Here is a 20,285-nt window from a genome sequence, read left to right on the forward strand (position 1 = left end):
TTGAAGCGCTCATGTCACCACCACCTCGCGGAACATGCCCGCATCCATATGGAACAGCAGGTGACAGTGCCAGGCCCAACGACCGAGCGCGTCGGCGGTGACCAGGAAGCTCAAACGCTGGGCGGGCTGCACCGGAATCGTGTGCCGGCGGGCCTGGAATTTCCCGCCTGGCGTTTCGAGTTCGCTCCACATACCGTGCAGGTGCATCGGGTGGGTCATCATGGTGTCGTTGTGCAGGATCACCCGCAGGCGTTCGCCGTAGTTGAAATGCACCGGAGTGGATTGGCCGAACTCGAGCCCGTCGACCGACCAGGCGTAGCGCTCCATGTTGCCGGTCAGATGCAACTCTATCTCGCGCTCGGCCCCGCGCGGGTCCATCGGGCCGCCGATGGTCGACAGGTCGGCGAGCGTCAGAACCTTGCGGCCGTTGTTGCGCAGGCCGATGCCCGGGTCGTCGAGATTGGTGCGCGGCATATCCACGCGCATGTCGGTACTCGGACCGTACTCGGTGCGGGCATGGCGCACGGTCTGGCTGGCAATCGCCAGGCTACTCATTTGCATGCCGTGCTGGCTGTGATCCATCGCCATCGCCCCGTGGTTCATTCCTGCCATGGCGCCATGATCCATGCCGCCCATGCTGGCGCCGGCCATCCCGCCGCCCATCACGCCCATCATGTCGGCCATCGTCAACCACTCAGCGGGGTCAAGTTCGGGCACTGCCGCGCTCACGCCTTCGCGCACCGCCAGCGTCCCGCGGGCATAGCCGCTGCGGTCCATCGACTGCGCGAAAATGGTATAGGCCTCGTCCTTCGGTTCGACGAGCACATCATAGGTTTCTCCCGGGCCGAAGCGGAACTCGTCCACGCTCACCGGCTCGACATCGACGCCATCCGCCTGCACGACGGTCATCTTGAGACCCGGAATGCGCACGTCGTAGAAGGTGTTGCCGGCACCATTGACGAAGCGCAGGCGCACGCGCTCTCCGGGACGGAACAGGCCGGTCCAGTTGCCGGCGGGCGTGGTGCCGTTCATCAGGTAGGTAAGCGTCGCCGCCGACAGGTCGGCCAGATCGGTCGGACTCATGCGCATTTCGTTCCACATCCTGCGCTTGCTAACCGCCGCCTGCAGGCCCTCGCGCGAGGCATCACGGAAGAAGTCGACCGCCGTCGGCTGATGGTAGTTGTAGTAGTCGCTCTGGCTCTTCAGCTTGGCGAACACCTGCATCGGGTCCTGATCGGTCCAGTCGGACAACTGCACCACGAGGTCCCGATCGGCGCGAATCCGCTCGCCATCACGCGGTTCAACGATAATCGTGCCGTACATGCCGGTAATCTCCTGCATGCCGGAATGTGAGTGATACCAGTAGGTGCCGCTCTGCTCGATCTGAAAACGGTAGGTGAAGGTTTCGCCCGGCGCGATGCCGGCGAAACTGATACCAGGCACGCCGTCCATCTCATAGGGCAGGATGATTCCATGCCAGTGGATCGACGTCGCCACGGGCAGGCGATTGGTGACCCGGATGCTGACCTCATCCCCCTCGCGCAGGCGCAGCGTGGGGGCTGGAATCGAGCCGTTGATGGTCGTCGCCATGCGTGGCGTGCCGGTGAAGTTCACCGCGGTTTCGGCGACGACCAGATCGATGTTCGCCCCCGACAGCACCGGCGCCGTGGCTGTCGAGCCCTGGCCGGCAGCCGCCAGCGCGCTGCCAATGAAAGACGGCAGTCCGGCCAGCACGCCACCTGCCGCAAGACCCTGAACAAATCGCCGCCGTGGCGGGTGTGGAACGGCAAGCGAAAAAGGTAAACGATTCCTCATCTTTCAATGGTCTCCAAGCGGGAATGGTGTAGCGGTGCAGCGTGGTGGGATGGCTCATTCGGCAGCCGAGAAAACTGCCCGGGAGCGATCGAGGCTGCCTGGAGCTTAGCGAAGCGGTGCTGTCGCGAAGATGACCACACCATTACAAGACTGTCAGTTCTTCCCGCACAGTCAGTCGGCGCTCCCGGCGTCACCTCGCAGCCGGGAACCGCCATTGCGTACCGCTGGCCGGTACACGTCGGCTAACAAGACGCTGCCGACGCAAACCGCGGGTGCGAGTTGCGGACGCATCCGGCGTCGCCGGACCAACGACCGCGGGTGGCCCTATTGAATACCTGCCTTGCGCTGTTCAAGCCGCACATAGGCAGTGATCTGCGCAACGTCGTCCGGGGTCAGGCCGGGAACCGGCGCCATGTCGCCGAACTTCCAGTGATGCGCGCGCGAGCCGTTCTTCACCGCCAACTGGAAAGAGGCGTCGCCGTGATGCGAAGGTTCGTAGATCTTGCTCAGCATCGGCGGCCCCTTGTCGCTGCCTTGAAGATTGGCGCCATGGCAGGAAGCGCAGCTTTTCTCGAACAGGGCTTTGCCCGCTGCCGGATTGGGCATCAGTCCAGGGCTCGGCTGCGGCACCTGAATGCTTTGCGCTGCGACGGGCAGGCTGATTGCTGCGGCGACGATCACCAGCGCAAGTAGACAAAGTCGCAGGTGGGTATTGCGATGGCTATCGGAAATCGTCAGGGATTGATTGAATGACTGCTTCACTTATGCTTTTCCTCCATGGTCGTGATGGCTGCCAGCCCCCGGCGGTGGTGCTGAGCAGCATGAATTTGGTTTTGACTTGGCGTGCGCTTCCGCATTGGCCTGCCGCCAGTCACGAAAGCTGGCGAGGAGTCGTTTCAGCCAGGTAACCATGGGTTTTACTTCCCTTGACTACCATGCATTCCCGGCATCATCGGCATCCCTTGCTGACCCTGCATGCCCATGCCACCCTGACCGCTGCCCATCGGACAGCCGGCGGTGCCCATGTCTTTCATCATCGTCTGCATGTCGTCCATTTGCGCCGCCATCATCGGCATGCGCGCTTCGCCTTCAGCCTTCTGCATGGCTTGCATACGCGCCTGCATGGTCTGCATTCGCGCCTGCATCTGATCGTACATAGGGTTCGCTGGCGCGGATTTTTCCGCAGCAAGCAAGGCGACTGGTGTGCTCAGCGCAGTGGCCAAGGTGATCATCAGGAGTTTGCGGGACAGGGTTTTCATGGTCATTCCTTTGATTGGTGAGTGGTTCGTCGCTGGCGATGCGTTACCTTTACGAGTATCGGCGATCCATGCCGACGACGACCTGACGCAGGAATGACATTTTTGTCATCTGCGTTATCGAAGGCTACGCACCACAGCCTAACTGGCGCCTGCTCGACGGCCTTGACGGGCTGCGTTATCAGACCAGCGCTTGTAGCCCGTGATCGCCAAGGTAGAACTGAACGAGCAGGATGAGTGCGGCGGAGAAGTTCGGGCTTCTTTCTTCATGCAAACACGCCAATGCTGCTCCAGAGCTTGGAAAGGTGTTTCAGGCTCAAGGCACGAGAACACTATCGCGTCTTCCAGACGCTCCGTCCGGCGATCAATCAAGCTGGCCGTGCCGCCGAGCCACCTGTGGATGCCAGCAGCCGCGGCACCCCGTTCACGCCGCCGATTCAGCCCTCGGCATTTTCCGGTCCACGACGACAGCCGTTCCCTGGTACGTGACTCTCGACACTCGCCACTGCGATCCGGCCTGGTCGTAGTGGGCATTGCTCTTGCGAAGCCCGACAATGGCATTGGCCCCCATGGCAATCCCCTGGCGCGCCAGATCCAACAACGCTTGTTTCTCCGCCAGCCGGTACTCCCAGTCTGATGCCGCTTCGGTTTTGGACAGTGCCTCCACGTAGCCGACCGTTCTGACAGTCCGCTCGCCAGGAACGGAGTTCGTGGTCACCAGCAAGATCTCATTTGTGATGACCGTGAGCTCGCGCTCCAGTTGATCGAACTGGCGTTTCGTGGTGGTTTTCGATCGCCGATTCCAGCGGAACATGGCGATGATGACCAGCAGCAGCGCCAATAGCGGCAAAGTGCTGAAGATGGCGCTTGGTGGTGTTGCAGCAGCGATAGTCATGGCGGCCTCCAATTCCTTAGTGACCGATCCAGATTCTCACAGGTCCGCAAAACTGCAAGCGTCTGCCTGCATAACGCTCGTCGCCCTCCCAAGCCTGCACGAACTCCCGATTTTCCTGCCGCTCAAAAGCGTCACCGCAGGGCACATTTCCAAATCCTGACGCTTGCGGCGCCGATACAGTGGCGGCATGTCTATCGGTCTTTTCAATCTCCTGGGACGCTGGTTTCCGCTGCTTCTTTGGGTCGTCGCCGCCCATTTGGCGTTTGGTCGCGCCTATCTGCTCGCCTGGAACATCACTGAAAGCCTTCCCGGCACGCTCTTCCTGGTCGAGAAAGACGTCATGCCTGCGCGTGGTGAGCTAATGGCCTTCCGGTGGGAAGCCAACTGGCCCTATCCGCGTGGGAGCCTGTTCCTCAAACGCCTGATCGGCTTGCCCGGCTCGCTGGTTACCGCGACAGGCCGAGCCTTCTTTGTCGATGGCGAGCCGGTCGGTCGTGCCAAGGAGCGCGCGAGGACCGGCGAGTCGCTCGATACCGGCCCGGTCGGCACCATTCCCGACGGGCGCTACTACGTGGCCGGCTCACACCCGGACAGCCTCGATTCACGCTATCGCCTGACTGGCTGGGTGGCTCGGCAGCAGATGGTCGGGAAAGCGCATCGGGTCTTCTGACGTGCGGCGCACTGGGTCTTGCGGAATTCGCGCCGACTGCGCTGTACGCGAGGTTGCCAAACGCTCCAAGCGCCTGTGGATCGCCGTCCTTCATCAGGCGATCGAGGATGCGCAGGGCAAAACGCGATCGGCCGAGAAGTCGGCCCGCACCGTCGCAGGACCGCAGCGGGACGCCCTGATCTGGATTTTTTGCGACCGGTCCAGGGCACGCAATTCGTTTCGCGCGATCTGCGACCTTCTCGATCTCGACCCCGATCAGGCGCGCCAGCGTCTTCGCCGAGTACCTGCGATTCGGCGCGCCTTGCGCCAAGCCCGGCTGGATGTGGGCCAAGGGGAGGGCTGACCGATGCTCGGTTTTATCAGGAAAGCGATTCGGCAGGATAACCAAGGCCAACAACCGGCCGCAAGCCTTCCCGTAAGCACGCCGTCGCAGCAGGCCATGGACGATGAGATTCCACGCTACCCGCCGTTCATGAAGGGCCTGCCGGCAACCCACCCCGACAAACTCATCGAGACGCAGCGGGAGCTGATCGGCCAAATCCGCGAAGCCGGCCTCGCGTCTTCGGAGATCTTCGAGCAGTTCTATCGACAGTCGCTTTGCCGCTTTGCCTCCTATGCGCATCTCCTGCCGGCCAGCCAGACACATCATCACCGAGGAGCAGGCGGACTCCTGCGTCACGCTGCCGAAGTCGCCCTGTGGTCGCTCCAGTCCGGCGATCGCGTGCTGCTGCCCGGCGAGCAGGCGCCGCGACGTCGCCGCGAACTCCAACCGCGCTGGCATCTGGCCGTATTCCTCGCCGCCCTCTGCCACGACGTCGGCAAGCCGGTCACCGACCTGGTCGTCACCAGCCGGGATGGTGCGCAGCTCTGGAACCCCTTTGTCGAAGACCTCTACACCTGGGCTGGCCGGCATCAGGTCGATCGCTACTTCCTGCATTGGCGCGAGAATCGTGGCAAGAAGCACCAGGCCATTTCCGCCTTGATTGCCGAACGCATCATCAGTCCGCAGGGGCTGGCCTGGATCGCCGCGGGCGATACCGAGCTGGTGCTCTGGATGATGGAAACGATCAACGGCTCGCCCAGCACCGAGAACCCGATTCACGATCTCGTCATTCGCGCCGATCAGGCCAGTGTCGAGCGCGACCTGCGCAGTCTTGGCGTCGCGTTCACCGGCTACGAGATCGGCCTGCCGGTCGAACGCTTTCTGGTGGACATCATGCGTCGGCTGGTCCGGGAGGGGACCTGGAGCGTCAATCAACCGGGCTCACGGCTCTGGCACATCGACGGGCATCTCTACCTGGTCTGGCCGGCGGCCGGTGAGGAAATCGCCGCCCTCATTCATCAGGAAAAGATTCCGGGCTTGCCGAGAACGCCGAACAGTCTTCTCGACATGCTTGTGGAACGCCAGTTGGCGAGTGTCCGCGAGGATCGTGTCGACGGCCATCGCTATTGGGTGATCGCCCCGGCGGTGCTGGCCGAGAAGATCCCGAACATCCGACTGACGGCGATCAGGCTTCGCGATGCGGCGCTGCTTGTGGAGCCCGCACCACCCTCCGTACCGGGGAGGCTCCTCGACCAGGAGGAGGCCGTACCCGAGCCGGCCGACCTTTCGGCGCCAAAGTTGTCTCCCGCCGTGAAACTACGCGCTTCACCTGAACAGGGTCGGTTGCCAGAGACGCCTGCCCAGCCCGAGTCCACGCCCAACGCACCAGCGGCACCCACCGATCAGCTCGATGGTGCTGTGGGTGAAGCGCTGCAGGCGCTCGCCCGGGACATTCAGACCGGCAAGAAGTCTGCCGAGACCTTGATCCACATCGACCCCTCCGGCGTGTTGTGTCTGAAGTGGCCGGATGCACTCAGCAGTTGTGGCCTGGACGGCAAAGCGATTCTCGAGGAGTTGTCGCACCGAAACTGGCTGGCGGTTGACCCGCTGTCGCCTTTTCGGAAGGTGACCGAGATCGAGGTCGGGCACGGCCAATCGTGGAAAGTGATTCGTCTGCAGCCGGCGATCAAGCAGCTCATGGCCATCGGAAGGCTTCAGCAAGCACCTTCCCCGGTAGCTCCTCCAGTAGCCGCATCGGTTCAGAAATGCACCCCGATCACTGGCAAGACCGAGACCCCCGATGAAGACGAGCGGCTGAACCGGATCCAGGGCATCGTCGCCACCTTGCGCGAAGGCGTGAGGGCAGGCGTACTGCCATCAGAGCGTGAGGGTGCCTTCACCTGGATTCCCTCCCGCCAGGCCGAGCCCCTGCTGGTCGAGCGACTGCAGTTGGCGAGGATGCAGATCCTGCGCCTGGGGAGCGTCGTCCCGGACGTGTTCTTGTGTCAAACGAGAAATCGGGCGCATTGCTACCGAATCCCGGTCCCGCCCGCTGGCGACGGCAGCCAGAAGCGGAGCGCGTAGCGCCGCTGACACGCCGGCAACGGTCGCTGAATGCACCGAGGCGAAATGCGTCCGGGAAAGCCGCATTTCGAAATCCACAGCCGCAGGTGGCAGACCAGAATCGGCCCCATGTCGACTCGCGCCCCACTGCCGTTCTTTGCCCTGCTGCTCGCGGCCTCACTGCCCATCGCACACGCCGAGGATCTCGGCGTCGTCGGGCCGACCTACGACATTGCCGAACCGGATCTGCTGGAAGTCATCGATTCACGTCTCAAACACATGGAGAAGACCGGCGAACTCGCCAGGAAACAGAACGAACACCGTGATCGCGTCGTCGCGGCCGTCGAGAAACCAGCACCCGTCGCCGGGCTCACGGCCTCCGTTACCAGGCGCAGTTTTTTTGTCGACCCGACGTGGATTCTCGACCGCGACATCCGCAACGCTCAAGGCGCGATGCTGTTCGCGCGCGGACTGAAAGTGAATCCCCTCGACCATGTTTCGCTGCGTGAACGGCTCGTTTTCTTTGACGGGCGCGACCGCCGACAAGTCGCCTTTGCACGACAGGCGTTGGCGAGCCCCGAAGGCGGCGCCAAACCGATTCTGGTCGCCGGTGAGCCCCTGGCGCTGATGCGTTCGTGGAAGCGGCGCGTCTACTACGATCAGGGCGGCAGCCTGACCCGCCGCCTGGGTATTCGTCAGGTGCCGGCGGTGGTCAGTCAGGAAGGCAAGAGGCTTCGGATCGATGAAGTTCATCCGTGAGTGCGTCTTCCTGTTGCTGGCGGCGGCGGCGATCGGGCGCCCGGGGCCGGCCTTGGCGACGCCGACCTGCACCGGCCGCTTCGCCAATCCGATTACCGATATCTGTTGGCGCTGCATGCTGCCGATCCGCTTCGGAGGCCTGGAGCTGCTCTCGATGGGACAGGAAGACACCCCGAATCCCGGCGGCTCACCGCTTTGCGCCTGCCCCTCACAGTTGCGGGTTGGTTTCAAGGTGAGTTTCTGGGAGCCGGTCAGGCGCGTCGATGTGGTGCGTCGTCCGTTCTGCCTCACCAGTCTTGGCGGACTCGAACTCGATCCCGGGTTCGATGCGCCGCGCGGTTCGCGCTACAGCCAGGACAGTACATCGACCTCATCTTTCTATCAGGTCCATTGGTACGTCGATCCGGTCATCTTCTGGCTGGAAGCGATCTTCGACAACGCCTGCCTGGAGCCGGGCGGTCTCGATGTCGCGTATCTCACCGAACTGGACCCGATGTGGCACGACGATGAGCTGACCTTCATTCTCAACCCCGAGGTCGCGCTGTTCGGCAACTTGGCGGCCCGCGCTGCCTGTGCCGCCGATTGCGCAGCGGCCACCGCCGGCTTTCCGCTCAACACCCTGTTCTGGTGTGCTGGCTGCCAGGGCAGTCTCTATCCCCTGAATGGCAACGTGCAGGCCCATATCGGCGGCGTCCAGGCGTCCAGTCTGGAAATGACCCGCCTGATCGCCAAGATGCACCGGGAAGGGCTGATGTGGGCGGCCTCCGGCGAGGACGGACTGTGCGGCTACTACCCGCAGCCGATCATGGACAAGACCGGCTACAAGTATCACATGCTCTATCCGATTCCCCAGACCGCCCAGCTTGCCGGGAAATGCTGCCAGCCGCTGGGGCGATCGACGATCCTGTGGGGCGCCGGGCGCGAGTTTCCCTTCGAGGGCGAGGACTTTGCGTACATGGTCTTCCGCAAACGCAACTGTTGCCAGGGTGCGTTTTGAGGCCATGAGCAAGCGATCGTGGATTTTGCTGTTGGCGCATTGCCTTGGCGTCAGCGCCTGGGGTGGGCCGGTGACGTTCGCGCTCGCCCAGGTCGTTGAACCGGTTAACACCGAGCTGCGGTCTGCCCGCGAGCGCATGGGTTCTGCCCTGGATGCCGTCGAGGTGCCGAAGGCTATTGCCCGCCCGGTGGTTCCCGATCCGAGCCGTTTGCCGCGGCCCACGACCACAGGTCCCGACCTCGCCCGGATGGCAGAGACCTACCGCCAAGCCGCGCCAAACTCGGAAGCAGGCAAGGACGTCCCGGAGTTGATGGTCTTCGTCTCCTTTTCGTTGCCGAAGGAAACCCTGCAGCGAATCGTGACCCAGGCGGAGAAATCCGGCGCCGTGCTGGTCCTGCGCGGACTCAAGGGGAATTCTCTCGCGCGGATGGGTGAGGAAATCGCGGAGCTGGTGGGCGCCCGAAACGTGACGGCGATCATTCATCCACCGGCCTTCAAGCAGTTCAAGGTGCGGCAGGTGCCCGCGCTGGTTTTGGCACGGTCGGGCCAGGCGTCGCAGATTGGCGAAGACGGCTGCGCACCGGTGTCGAGCTTCATCCGCGTCGACGGCGATGTCACGCAGGACTATGCGCTCGATCTCATCGAGCGACAGGCGCCGGCGTGGGCCGAGGTTGCTCGCCGCTATGCCTCACGACTCTCGGGATCACAGCGATGAGCAAGCGGCGCTGGCTGGTCCTCGCGCTGCTCCTGGCAAGCCGTGCCTGGGCGCAGGGGGATGCTGCGAGCAACGCGTTTGCCGAGGGCAAGGCGCTGGGCGCCGGCACGATCGACAGCGCCTTCCAGGGAATTGGCAATGGCACCGGCGCTGCGACCGTGCCGGGGTTCGGACAGATTACCCCCCAATCGCAAGTGTTCCAGGCAGGGCAGGGTCAGTTGTCGGGGCCCGGTACGGCCAAGATCATCGACTGCGCCAGCCAGGCCCCTGAGGTGGATTCCTACCGGCGGCAGGAGTGCGACGCCGTCAATTTCGTGGCCCGCAATCCGACGGTACGACCGGCGTTCTCGATCGATCGCGCCAACGATCCGCTGATCAGTCGTGCGAGGGCGATTGCCCGCAATCCCACGCTGAGCGCCACCGGCATCGCCGCCGGGAACCCTGCCGAACAGTGCCGGGTGGTGACCGAGACCCAGCCCGCGTTGTTCAGCCGGGAAATGTGCAATGACTACCGGCCGGTGAGCAGCAGTTTCTGCTCGACCTCGCGGCAGATCAGTGTCGATCAGCATCATCGCTACCAGTGCGTCGAGCAGATGCAGTCAGTGAGTAATGCCTCGTGCTTCATTGGCCAACAGATCGCGGTCGATACCCGCTACCGCTACCAGTGCAATCAGACTGTGCAGGGCTACGAGTCGCTGAGTTGTCGGCGAGGGGTTTCCGTGACCGTCGGATTTGGCCAATGCACCCCCGGTGTCTGGCTCGGGCGTGCGGCGTTCGTCGACTGCGGCCGCTGCATCGATCCGTACATGGCGATGAACATCTTCTGCGGCAGCGACGGTCGATCGTACGAGGTGGAACCGTACCGTTCCGGCGACGGTGCCAACCGCTTCGACTATCGCCCGCTGGGCTATCCCTGGGATGGTAGTTATGGCCGCTTTCCCGTGGCGGTCGCGCCGGGTCAATCGGTCAGCGATCACTACGTCAGCGATCTCGGCTTTGGCTGCCATCTCTACGTTTATTTTAGCGTCAGCTGCAGCGCCACCACCTGCATACCCTCAGTGCGCAACGTCAGTGCCGGCTGCAACTCTGCCGGCGGCAGCGGCACCGGGGCGGCGCTGCAGCTGCCGATGTCCACGACGGTCAGCAGCTGGCGGTCGAGCGAGTGCGCCAGCTTGCAGCAGCGAGCGCAATGATGAAGGCGTTGCTTACGATGCTGTTCGTCATGACACTCGCTGGCCGGGCGATTGCCGGCGACTGCCGGCTGGCGAGTTCGACCTGTGTCGATAGCACCGCGAGCAAGACGATCTCCGGCATCGTGGTGACGCTGGCACAGGTCGGCGGTTGCTGGGAGTACCAGGACACCTACACCTGCATCAAGCCCGAGGCGATCGACTACTGCGCTGCGCTGACCACGGCCGGCTGCGGACAGATCGGTGCCTCCTGCAGCGATACCGCGTTCAACGGGACGTGCAACACGTACACCAAAACTTTCCAGTGCGGCACCGACCAGGGTGAGCCGAGCAACACGCTGCGCTTGAGCAATAGCTACACGCTGCTCACCGACGCCATCGACGCCAGCGCCTGCAGCAGCTATGCGCAGAACCCGCGCTGTCGTCTGGCGGCGCATACCTGTGTCGATTCGACGCCGTGCAGGCGTGACGCCAGCGGGGCCACCGTCTGCCTCGCCGGCGTGACGCCGCCGGAAGGGGGGCTGAACTCGACGGCGAGCTGTTGGCGCTATCAGGACGACTATTCGTGCATTGCCGACAACCCCCTCGATTACTGCGCGGCGATCAAGGCGACCGAGGGCTGTACGCTGCTCACTTCAACGTGCGACAGCACGGCCTTCGACGGGTCGTGCAATCAATACACGCGCCAGTACCAGTGCACCAACGTCACGGCGGCGACGAACCCTCCGACCGTCGTGCCACTTGACACTTCATACACCATCACCTCGAACACCATCGACACCAGCGGCTGCACCTCGCTGGCGGAAAGCAGCAACTGCGTCCATGCCGCGCACACCTGCACGGACAACACGCCTTGCAAGATCATCAACGGCCTGCAGGTCTGCCTGGACAGCGTCTCGCCGCTGCCGGAAGGGGCCCGGAGCGCTGGCGATTCCTGCTGGGCGTGGTCGGAGGACTACACCTGCGCCGCGACGGCGCTGAGCGATGACTGCCAGGAGCTGATCGACCGGGGATGCACCCAGGTGGGCAGCGACTGTGTCGACCGTCTGCCGTCGGGCGCTTGCGACCTGAACGAGCGCACCTATTCGTGCCAGACCTCGCCGGCGGTGCAGACGCAGCGCACGGTCTGCGATCAGGCGGCGTTCTGCCGGGGCGGCAACTGCTTCGACACGAGCCATCCGGCCGATCAGGATTTCGGCAGGGTCATGGCCACGCTGGAAGCGGCGCGCGAAGCGGGGGTCTATGGTGGCGATCAACGGCTGTTCACGGGTGTCACGGAGCAGTGTCGCAAGAAGCTGTTCGGTCTGGTGAACTGCTGCAAAAAGGGCGGCGGTGGCGCGGCGAAGAGCAACAACGCGCTGATGTCGGCGGCGATCCAGGGAGCGTACGCGGGAGGTCAGCTAGCGGTGAACGCCGGCAGTAAGTACGTCTTCGATTTCATGTATCCGCAGTACGCTGGCTATCTCGAAGCGGGCGCGAAGGCGATGATCTCGTCAGAGGTGCTGTTCACGCCGACGAATTTCCAGCCTTCGTTCAGTTTCTATGGGCTCACCCTGTCCACGGGGACGATGACCAGTGGCCTGCTTGGCGGGCCGATTTTTTCCATCGGGTCGCTGGGCAGTTTCAATTTCTACTTCGATCCCTACTCGCTGGCTGTGGCGGTGGCCCTCGAACTGCTCTCCGATCTGCTCTCGTGCGACCAGACCGAGCAACTGCTGGCGATGCACCGCGATGCCAATCTCTGTGTCGCGGTGGGCTCCTTCTGCTCGGCGCGGGTGCCGATCATCAGGACGTGCATCGAGCAGACCCAATCGTATTGCTGTTTCAACTCTCGCCTGGCTCGATTGATCAATGAACAGGGCAGGGCGCAGGTCGGCAAACCCTGGGGCAGCGGCAAGCATCCGGACTGTTCCGGATTCACCCCAGAGGAGTTCGAACGGCTCGATTTCTCACGCATCGACCTGGGCGAATTCATCGCGGAAGTCACGGCCAGCGTCCGCCTACCCACTGCGTCGTCGATCGGGCAGAACGTCCGGGGAACCGTCGAGCAGCGCGTCAATAGCTACTACAACCGGTGATGACTGAGCACGCCTCTTTTTCCGGGGAAGGACGCGATGCCTTCGGACAAGTGGGCGGTGTGGATTCTCTCGGGGAAATTCGATGAAAGCCGTTCCGAAAGCTTTTGCGATGGTGTTGTCCGTGCTGGGTCTGCTGGCCACCAGAGATGTCGTTGCTGCGGACTTGAAGCAGCATCTGATCGCGGCGATCGATGCGCCCGATGGTCGATCCGACGAGGAGCTGAGTGGGCGGATGGCGGAGTTCTTCAAGGGGCAGACGCGGTCGCCTTCGCCGGTGCGGGTTAAGGTCAGAACACTGAGGAAGTTTGCCGAGGCCGGTTGTGCTCGCCTGGAGGCCACGCTGATCCAGGACGAAGTGCCGACCAAGGACGGCAAGCGGATTCCATTTGCCGTTCGCTACGAGCTCAATCTGTGTCGTGACGGGCAGCCACCGAGTGAAGGGATCGACCTCGATGCGGCGTCGCGGGCGCTTTCCGGCAAGTCGCCGGAGCTACCAACCGACCACCGATCGAAAAGCTACTGGGCGCCTCTCAAGGAACCAACGGGAGCAGCTAAGTCACCGGCGTTAGAGGGCCAGCCGACGCAGTAATCTCCGAATTAACTAAGGGCGCGGCTAATGTCACCACGTGCGCGGCTGCGAGCGCGAAATGGAGCACAAGGAACAGAACAATGAACACCCGTGATCTGAGCCATGCTGAAATGACAACACCGGGGAAGACTCTGATCAACCGTAAGCAGTTGCTCCAGATGATTCCGCTATCGGAAAGAACGATCCTCGATATGGAAAAACGTCGACAATTTCCCCGTCGCTTTGCCATTACTACGCGTTTGGTTGCATGGGACTTGCAGGAAGTGGAGCAGTGGATTGATGCTCGGAAGGCGGCGGCAATCCAGCCAGTCGCCCCTGGCGTTCCGGCCGGATAGTCCAGCGGTCGATCATGTCGGCCCAGTCCTGCAGCATAGCGCGTCGCTGCTCTGCGTACTCTGCCTTGTTGTAGACGGCGCGAACACCTTTTTGCTCATGAGCTAAGCACTTTTCAATCCAGTCGGTGTTGTAGCCAGCCTCATGCAAGATCGTCGAGGCTGTCCGGCGTAGATCGTGAATACAGAAATCCTCCAACGGCTTGCCGTCTTTTTGAGCTGCCCGGTACGCGAGGGTAGTGACTCGGTTCAATGTTGCCTTACTCATGGGGCTATCCTGATCATACCGAGACGGCAGGACATATCGCGATCCGCCGGCACAAGTCTTGAGCGCCACGAAAATATCTAGTGCCTGCCGAGAAAGATGAACAACATGGGGATTCCTTCGTTTCATGCGCTCGCCCGGAATTATCCATATTGCATTCATGAAGTTGACTTCGGTCCACACTGCATCCGTGAGCTCCGACTTTCGCAGCATGGTCAATAGCAGGAGCTTTACAGCTAAGCGGAAGGTGGGCGCTGTCGAAACACGCTCAAGGTACCCGTAAAGTAGCCCAATCTCTTCCGCCGACAGCGCCCGATCTTTGGGCTGAAAGCGGGCAATCGAGGTTGGTCGCACCAACTCTGCGGGGTTGTCGTAGCGGTGGCCGCGCTCTAGCGCATACCGAAACACCAGTTGCACGATTTCGCGGGCATGGATCGCCGTGGCCGGAGCGCCTCGTGCGACTATCTTGTCGCACAGACTCCGCAAGTCCTCGTGCGAAACCTCCGCCATCTTCAGCCGCCCGAAAGGCGCCTTGAGATCGCGCTCGTAGACTGATCGCCGCATATCGCGCGTCGATTCCGCCATCGGGTGGTTCTTGAGCCAGAGTTCGGCCCATCCGCCAAAAGAATCTGCCTCGTTGGTCTTTAGCTTTTCGCGCGCCTTCTGGCGAGACGGAGACCGGCCGGAAGCCAGAGCCTTCTTGGCCTCCGTAAGGCGCTCCCTGGCTTCGGCTAGGGTCAGCCCGGCCGGACCATAGCGACCGATTACGAGTGTCTCTTGACGGTTGTTGATGCGGTAGTTGTACCGGAAGGAGACGGTTCCTGTGCTAAGTACAGTTACGTAAAGGCCATCCCGGTCGGTGAGCTTGTACGGCTTCTCCGCGGGCTTCAGATTCCTCAATTTCGTGTCTGTCAGCATTCCTTTACCGGCCTCCGATACCATCATTGAAATACCAGTTTTTTGCATACAAATTCTATTAACATTCAGTATGTTATATAGAATTGATACCATCATCCACGTACTGTACAGATGATGGTATGAACCAGTTTACAATGAACCATCGAAAGTTCATACCATTTCTCGGACCATCAACAAGTCTCGCTTGGTGGTGCCGGATGCTGCCAGTTGCTGCCAGACAAAAAATAGAAACGAACTTATAAACAATAACTTAAGATCACGAATCGCCAGCCGTTTCCTGCCATTGCCAGACGGGTGATCATTCCCACTCGATCGTCGCCGGCGGCTTGCCCGAGATGTCGTACACCACCCGGTTGATGCCGCGCACTTCGTTGATGATCCGGTTCGACACCTTGCCGAGCAGGCTGTGCGGCAGTTCGGCCCATTGCGCGGTCATGAAGTCCTGCGTTTCGACGGCGCGCAGGGCGACGACGTATTCGTAGGTGCGGCCGTCGCCCATGACCCCGACCGACTTGACCGGCAGGAAGACGGCAAAGGCCTGGCTGGTTTTCTCGTACCAGCCGGCGGCCCGCAGCTCGTCGATGAAGATGGCGTCGGCACGGCGCAGCAGGTCGGCAAATTCGGCCTTCACTTCGCCAAGAATGCGCACGCCAAGGCCGGGGCCGGGGAAGGGGTGGCGATAGACCATGTCGTGGGCCAGGCCGAGGGCGACACCGAGTTCGCGGACTTCGTCCTTGAACAGCTCGCGCAGCGGTTCGAGCAGCTTGAGATTGAGTTCTTCGGGCAGGCCGCCGACGTTGTGGTGGCTCTTGATGGTGTGTGCCTTCTTGGTCTTGGCGCCGGCGGACTCTATTACATCGGGGTAGATCGTTCCCTGCGCGAGCCATTTGGCGTTGGCGAGCTTCGCTGCCTCGGCCTGGAAGACCTCGACGAACTCGCGGCCGATGATCTTGCGCTTCTGCTCGGGATCCGAGACTCCCTGCAGGTGGCCCATGAACTGCGCGCTGGCGTCGACATGCACCACCTTGACGCCAAGATTGCGGGCAAAGGTGTGCATGACCTGCTCGGCTTCGTTGAGGCGCAGCAGGCCGTTATCGACGAAAACGCAGGTCAGCTGGTCGCCGATCGCGCGCTGGATCAGCGCTGCGGCAACCGACGAATCGACGCCCCCCGAGAGGCCGAGGATGACCTCCTCGTGGCCGACCTGGGCACGAATCCTGTCCACCGCCTCGCCGACGTAGTCGGGCATGTTCCAGTCGTGGCCGCAGCCGCAGATGTCGCGCACGAAGCGGCCGAGGATGTCCTTGCCCTTGAGCGTGTGCGTGACCTCGGGATGAAACTGCACTGCGTAGAGCCTGCGCTCCTCGTCGGCCATGGCGGCGATCGGCGTCGATGCGTTGCTGCCGATCAGCTTGAACCCCGGCGGCAGGGTGGTGACCTTGTCGCCATGGCTCATCCAGACGTCGAGCAGCCCGTGCCCTTCGCCGTTGCATCGGTCCTCGATTCCCCTGAACAACGCCGAGTGGCCGCGGGCACGCATTTCGGCGTAGCCGAATTCGCGATTGCTCGAGCTTTCGACGCTGCCTCCCAGTTGCGCAGCCATCAGGTGCATGCCGTAGCAGATGCCGAGAACCGGGACGCCGAGTTCGAATACCACTTGCGGGGCCTTGAAATCCTCGACGTCATAGACCGAATTGGGGCCGCCGGAGAGGATGATTCCCTGCGGCGTGAAGTCGCGGATGAACGCCTCGGAGACGTCGTAGGGATGCAGCTCGCAGTAGACCTGCTGTTCGCGGACGCGGCGGGCGATCAGCTGCGCGACCTGCGAGCCGAAGTCGAGGATCAGGATTCTCTGGTGGGACATGGCGACGCCTCAAATGAAGCGGGCGGCCCGTGGCCGCCCGTGAATCGTCGATCGATGCTCAATCGACGTGGTAGTTGGGGGCTTCCTTGGTGATCTGTACGTCATGGACGTGCGACTCGCGGACGCCGGCGGAAGTGATCTGGACGAAGGTCGCCCGCTCGTGCATTTCGGCGATCGTCCGGCAGCCGAGGTAGCCCATCGACGAGCGCAGGCCGCCCATCAGCTGATGAATGACTGCCAGCACCGAACCCTTGTAGGGAACGCGGCCCTCGATGCCTTCGGGGACCAGCTTGTCGACGTTGGCGGTTTCTTCCTGGAAATAGCGGTCGGCAGCGCCGGCGGCCATGGCTCCGATCGAGCCCATGCCGCGGTAGGATTTGTACGAGCGTCCCTGGAAAAGCTCGACCTCGCCGGGCGCTTCCTCGGTGCCGGCGAAGAGGCCGCCGAGCATGACGGCGTTGCCGCCGGCGGCAATCGCCTTCGAGATGTCGCCCGAGTAGCGTATGCCGCCGTCGGCGATCATCGGCACGCCGCAGTCCTTGAGGGCGTCGTGGACGTTCTGGATGGCGGTGATCTGCGGGACGCCGACGCCGGCGACGATGCGCGTGGTGCAGATCGAGCCCGGACCGATTCCCACCTTGACGCCGTCGGCCCCATGGTCGACCATCGCCAGCGCGGCTTCCGCGGTGGCGATGTTGCCGCCGATCACCTCGACGCCGGGGAAGTTCTTCTTGATCCACTTGACGCGGTCGAGCACGCCCTGCGAATGGCCGTGTGCGGTATCGACGACGAGGACATCGACGCCCGCTTCAGCGAGCAGTTCGACGCGTTCTTCGGTGCCCGGGCCGACCCCGACGGCGGCGCCGGCACGCAGGCGCCCGGAGGCGTCCTTGCTGGCGTTCGGGTGTTCGGTGGTCTTGATGATGTCCTTGACGGTGATCAGGCCGCGCAGTTCGAAAGCGTCGTTGACCACCACCACGCGTTCGAGACGATGCTTGTGGATCACCGCCTTGCCTTCCTCGACGGTGGCCCCTTCGGGAACGGTCACCAGCCGACTCTGCGGCGTCATGATGTTGCTCACCGGTTGGTCGAGGTTGGTTTCGAAACGCAGGTCGCGGTTGGTCACAATGCCGACGACGACCCGGCCGTCGAGTACCGGCACGCCAGAGATCTTGTGCAGGCTGGTGAGCGCGAGCACGTCACGCACCGACATTTTCGGGGAAACGGTAATCGGGTCCTTGAGGATTCCCGATTCGAAACGCTTGACCTTGGCGACTTCGGCCGCTTGCGCCTTGGGCGTGAGGTTCTTGTGCACGATTCCGATGCCGCCTTCCTGCGCCAGGGCGATGGCCAGGCGCGCCTCGGTGACCGTGTCCATGGCCGCCGAAACGAGCGGCAGATCGAGGCTGATGTTGCGCGTCAGACGCGTTTTGAGCGTCACGTCGCGGGGCATTACGGAAGAATGGGCGGGAACGAGGAGCACGTCGTCGAACGTCAGCGCCCGTTGGATTAAACGCATAGCCTTTGATCCGAGGTCACAAAAACGTATTATACAGCGTGCTCCCTTACCGCTGACCGCCCATGAAGCGCATTGCTCTTGCTGCCGCCACGCTGCTTGCCGCCTTCGCCGCGCAGGCACAGATCTATCAATGGCAGGACGAAAACAACAAGACGGTGATTTCCGACCGACCGCCGCTTGGGAAGGTCAAGGGCGAGCGGCAAATCGAAGCCGAGGCACCGGCGGCAGCCGGCGGAAACGGCAAGACGCTGGCGGACCGCGAGATGGACTTTCGCAAGCGGCAGAAGGAAGCCCGGGAAGGCGCCGAAGAGGCCGACAAGGAGCGGCTCGTCGCTGCGCAGAAGAAGGAACACTGCGACGAGGCGCGTCGCTCGCTGCAGATGCTGGAGTCCGGCGAGCGCGTGGCGATGCGTGACAGCAGGGGCGAACGCTACTTTCTGGATGACGCCCAGCGCGCGCAGGAGATCGTCAAGTTGCGCCAGGACGTGCAGGTCAACTGCCGCTGAGCGAAACACGCGCGAAACACGCGCAAAAGACGCACAAAACGGCAGAAAACCACGGCAAGCGAGGTCGGCTACTCGCCCTCGCCAGCGCCTTTTTTCATGACCTTGCCTTCGGCGGCGCGCTGCTTGCGCACTTCTTTCGGATCGGCGATCAGCGGCCGGTAGATCTCGACGCGGTCCTGATCGCGCAGCACGGCGTCGGCTTTGCTGAGTTTGCCGAAAATGCCGATCTTGTTCCTGGCGAGGTCGATTTCCGGGTGCTTGTGCAGCAAGCCCGAAGCGTCAATCGCCTGCCGCACGGTGCTGCCGGTCGGTAGCTGCAGCTTGACCGGCTGCTGCTTGTCCGGCAGGGCGTAGATGACGTCGATGGCGAGCAGTTCAGGCATGGGGCAAGCCGTGCACTTCGTTGGCGCGTTTCACGAAGGCATCGACGAAGGTGTTGGCGATCTGGCTGAACACCGGACCGATGACTTTTTCGAACATCTTGCTGGAAAACTCGTACGACAGCTGGAACTCGATCTTGCACGCGTAGTCGGCCAGCGGCTTGAAGCGCCACAGACCGTCAAGGCGGCGGAACGGGCCATCGACCAGGCGGATTCTCATCCACTGTGGCGACTCCTTGTCGTTCTCGGTGGTGAAGTGCGAGCTGACATTGCGGTAGCTGATGTGCAGGGTGGCGACCGTTTTCTGCTCGTCGCGAAACTCGCAGCGCGTCTGGCTGCACCACGGCAAAAATATCGGATAGTCCTCGACGCGGTCGACAAGGTCGAACATCTGCTGCGATGAACGTTCGATCAACACCGATTTCTTGACCATGGCCATCCTCTGCCGTACTCCGTCAATCCTGTAGAATCAAACATTCTAGCATTCCACACCTTCAATTTCCCGAGAAAAGGCACCATGAGCATCGTCGCCAACAAGAAGGCTTTTCATGACTATTTCATAGAAGAGAAGATCGAGGCGGGCTTGGTTCTGGAAGGCTGGGAAGTGAAGGCGATTCGCGCTGGCCGGGCGAGTATCAAGGAGGCCTATGTCGTCGTCCGCAATGGCGAGGTTTTCCTCTTCGGGATGCACATTACGCCGCTGATGGAGGCGTCGACGCACGTCAAGCCGGACGCGGTGCGCACCCGCAAGTTGCTCCTGCACGCCAAGCAAGTCAGCAGGATGATCGGCCAGGTCGAGCGGGCGGGCTATACGCTGTTGCCGCTCGACCTGCATTTTCAGCGCGGGCGCATCAAGGTCGAGATTGGTCTCGCCAAGGGCAAGAAGCAATACGACAAGCGGGAAGCCGACAAGGACCGCGACTGGGTGCGTGAAAAGGCGCGCCTGATGCGCGCCAAGGTCTAGTGTAGTGCAGCATTCTTGATGAGACTTTTGGCGACGGCTGAAAGCAGGGCGAAAACCCTGTGGTGGCTGAAACTCGCAGGGTCCGTGCCGGGGCGGCCCGCGTCGCCACCCCTGACGATCGTGCCCCACACCCCGTCATTGCGAGGAGGCGAAGCCGACGCGGCAATGACGAGCGCGCTGGCGTGGT

The 20,285-nt window shown here is 62.4% G+C and carries 20 protein-coding genes; 11 read left to right on the plus strand and 9 right to left on the minus strand.

What is annotated here, in order from left to right; all coding sequences use genetic code 11:
• Window positions 1-9: 9 nt before the first annotated feature.
• From QZ634_RS00840 to QZ634_RS00855, 4 genes are all read right to left on the minus strand, one after another.
• Window positions 10-1,815 carry a copper resistance system multicopper oxidase gene (locus tag QZ634_RS00840; protein ID WP_291984744.1) on the minus strand — a complete coding sequence of 602 codons (1,806 nt, stop codon included), beginning with the start codon at window positions 1,813-1,815 and terminating at the stop codon, window positions 10-12.
• A gap of 324 nt (window positions 1,816-2,139) precedes the next feature.
• Complete coding sequence (locus QZ634_RS00845) at window positions 2,140-2,577, minus strand: c-type cytochrome (protein ID WP_291984746.1); 438 nt, start codon at window positions 2,575-2,577, stop codon at window positions 2,140-2,142.
• Between the two features lie 155 nt (window positions 2,578-2,732).
• Window positions 2,733-3,074, minus strand: coding sequence for a hypothetical protein (locus tag QZ634_RS00850; RefSeq protein WP_291984748.1), 342 nt, complete (start codon window positions 3,072-3,074; stop codon window positions 2,733-2,735).
• 421 nt (window positions 3,075-3,495) lie between these two features.
• Complete coding sequence (locus QZ634_RS00855; protein ID WP_291984750.1) at window positions 3,496-3,966, minus strand: heavy metal-binding domain-containing protein; 471 nt, start codon at window positions 3,964-3,966, stop codon at window positions 3,496-3,498.
• Window positions 3,967-4,153: 187 nt separating this feature from the next.
• Here QZ634_RS00855 and QZ634_RS00860 point away from each other — a divergent pair, with 187 nt between their 5' ends.
• The 9 genes from QZ634_RS00860 (at window position 4,154) to QZ634_RS00900 (ending at window position 13,685) form a co-directional block, all read left to right on the plus strand.
• Window positions 4,154-4,636, plus strand: coding sequence for a S26 family signal peptidase (locus QZ634_RS00860; RefSeq protein WP_291984752.1), 483 nt, complete (start codon window positions 4,154-4,156; stop codon window positions 4,634-4,636).
• Between the two features lie 439 nt (window positions 4,637-5,075).
• Window positions 5,076-7,043 (plus strand): MobH family relaxase, encoded by a 1,968-nt coding sequence (gene mobH, locus QZ634_RS00865; RefSeq protein ID WP_291984754.1) that lies wholly within the window; start codon window positions 5,076-5,078, stop codon window positions 7,041-7,043.
• 108 nt (window positions 7,044-7,151) lie between these two features.
• Window positions 7,152-7,781: a type-F conjugative transfer system protein TraW gene (traW, locus tag QZ634_RS00870; RefSeq protein ID WP_291984756.1), complete on the plus strand. Its 630-nt coding sequence runs from the start codon at window positions 7,152-7,154 to the stop codon at window positions 7,779-7,781.
• Window positions 7,765-8,778: a conjugal transfer pilus assembly protein TraU gene (gene traU, locus QZ634_RS00875; RefSeq protein ID WP_291984758.1), complete on the plus strand. Its 1,014-nt coding sequence runs from the start codon at window positions 7,765-7,767 to the stop codon at window positions 8,776-8,778. The genes traW and traU overlap by 17 nt, the downstream gene beginning before the upstream one ends.
• Before the next feature lie 4 nt (window positions 8,779-8,782).
• Window positions 8,783-9,493 (plus strand): type-F conjugative transfer system pilin assembly protein TrbC, encoded by a 711-nt coding sequence (gene trbC / locus QZ634_RS00880; protein ID WP_291984759.1) that lies wholly within the window; start codon window positions 8,783-8,785, stop codon window positions 9,491-9,493.
• A complete protein-coding gene (locus QZ634_RS00885; RefSeq protein ID WP_291984760.1) occupies window positions 9,490-10,686 on the plus strand; it encodes a hypothetical protein in 1,197 nt (398 codons plus the stop codon). Before trbC ends, QZ634_RS00885 begins: the two co-directional genes overlap by 4 nt.
• On the plus strand, window positions 10,683-12,761 hold the full coding sequence (locus QZ634_RS00890) for a conjugal transfer protein TraN (protein ID WP_291984761.1): 2,079 nt from the start codon (window positions 10,683-10,685) through the stop codon (window positions 12,759-12,761). Before QZ634_RS00885 ends, QZ634_RS00890 begins: the two co-directional genes overlap by 4 nt.
• 82 nt (window positions 12,762-12,843) lie before the next feature.
• Window positions 12,844-13,350: a hypothetical protein gene (locus QZ634_RS00895; RefSeq protein WP_291984762.1), complete on the plus strand. Its 507-nt coding sequence runs from the start codon at window positions 12,844-12,846 to the stop codon at window positions 13,348-13,350.
• A gap of 110 nt (window positions 13,351-13,460) precedes the next feature.
• Window positions 13,461-13,685, plus strand: coding sequence for an AlpA family phage regulatory protein (locus tag QZ634_RS00900; protein ID WP_291987925.1), 225 nt, complete (start codon window positions 13,461-13,463; stop codon window positions 13,683-13,685).
• Here QZ634_RS00900 and QZ634_RS00905 read toward each other — a convergent pair.
• The 3 genes from QZ634_RS00905 to guaB all read right to left on the minus strand — a co-directional run bounded on the left by QZ634_RS00905 (window position 13,582) and on the right by guaB (window position 18,248).
• The gene (locus QZ634_RS00905) at window positions 13,582-14,865 is read right to left on the minus strand and encodes a site-specific integrase (RefSeq protein ID WP_291987927.1); all 1,284 of its coding nucleotides are present in this window, start codon (window positions 14,863-14,865) and stop codon (window positions 13,582-13,584) included. The genes QZ634_RS00900 and QZ634_RS00905 overlap by 104 nt on opposite strands.
• Before the next feature lie 298 nt (window positions 14,866-15,163).
• Window positions 15,164-16,729: a glutamine-hydrolyzing GMP synthase gene (gene guaA / locus QZ634_RS00910; protein ID WP_291984763.1), complete on the minus strand. Its 1,566-nt coding sequence runs from the start codon at window positions 16,727-16,729 to the stop codon at window positions 15,164-15,166.
• A 58-nt stretch (window positions 16,730-16,787) separates the two neighbouring features.
• On the minus strand, window positions 16,788-18,248 hold the full coding sequence (guaB, locus tag QZ634_RS00915; RefSeq protein ID WP_291984764.1) for an IMP dehydrogenase: 1,461 nt from the start codon (window positions 18,246-18,248) through the stop codon (window positions 16,788-16,790).
• A 62-nt stretch (window positions 18,249-18,310) separates the two neighbouring features.
• On the opposite strand from guaB, the gene QZ634_RS00920 reads away from it, so the two are divergent.
• Window positions 18,311-18,754, plus strand: coding sequence for a DUF4124 domain-containing protein (locus tag QZ634_RS00920; protein WP_291984765.1), 444 nt, complete (start codon window positions 18,311-18,313; stop codon window positions 18,752-18,754).
• Between the two features lie 68 nt (window positions 18,755-18,822).
• Here QZ634_RS00920 and QZ634_RS00925 read toward each other — a convergent pair whose 3' ends face one another.
• On the minus strand, window positions 18,823-19,137 hold the full coding sequence (locus QZ634_RS00925) for an RnfH family protein (protein ID WP_291984766.1): 315 nt from the start codon (window positions 19,135-19,137) through the stop codon (window positions 18,823-18,825).
• Window positions 19,130-19,573, minus strand: a complete 444-nt coding sequence (locus QZ634_RS00930) for a type II toxin-antitoxin system RatA family toxin (RefSeq protein ID WP_291984767.1) — start codon at window positions 19,571-19,573, stop codon at window positions 19,130-19,132. The genes QZ634_RS00925 and QZ634_RS00930 overlap by 8 nt, the downstream gene beginning before the upstream one ends.
• A gap of 78 nt (window positions 19,574-19,651) precedes the next feature.
• Here QZ634_RS00930 and smpB point away from each other — a divergent pair, with 78 nt between their 5' ends.
• A complete protein-coding gene (gene smpB / locus QZ634_RS00935) occupies window positions 19,652-20,098 on the plus strand; it encodes an SsrA-binding protein SmpB (RefSeq protein WP_291984768.1) in 447 nt (148 codons plus the stop codon).
• Window positions 20,099-20,285 lie beyond the last annotated feature (187 nt).

Source organism: Candidatus Accumulibacter sp. ACC007, from assembly GCF_907163205.1.
Classification (GTDB): Bacteria; Pseudomonadota; Gammaproteobacteria; order Burkholderiales; family Rhodocyclaceae; genus Accumulibacter; species Accumulibacter regalis.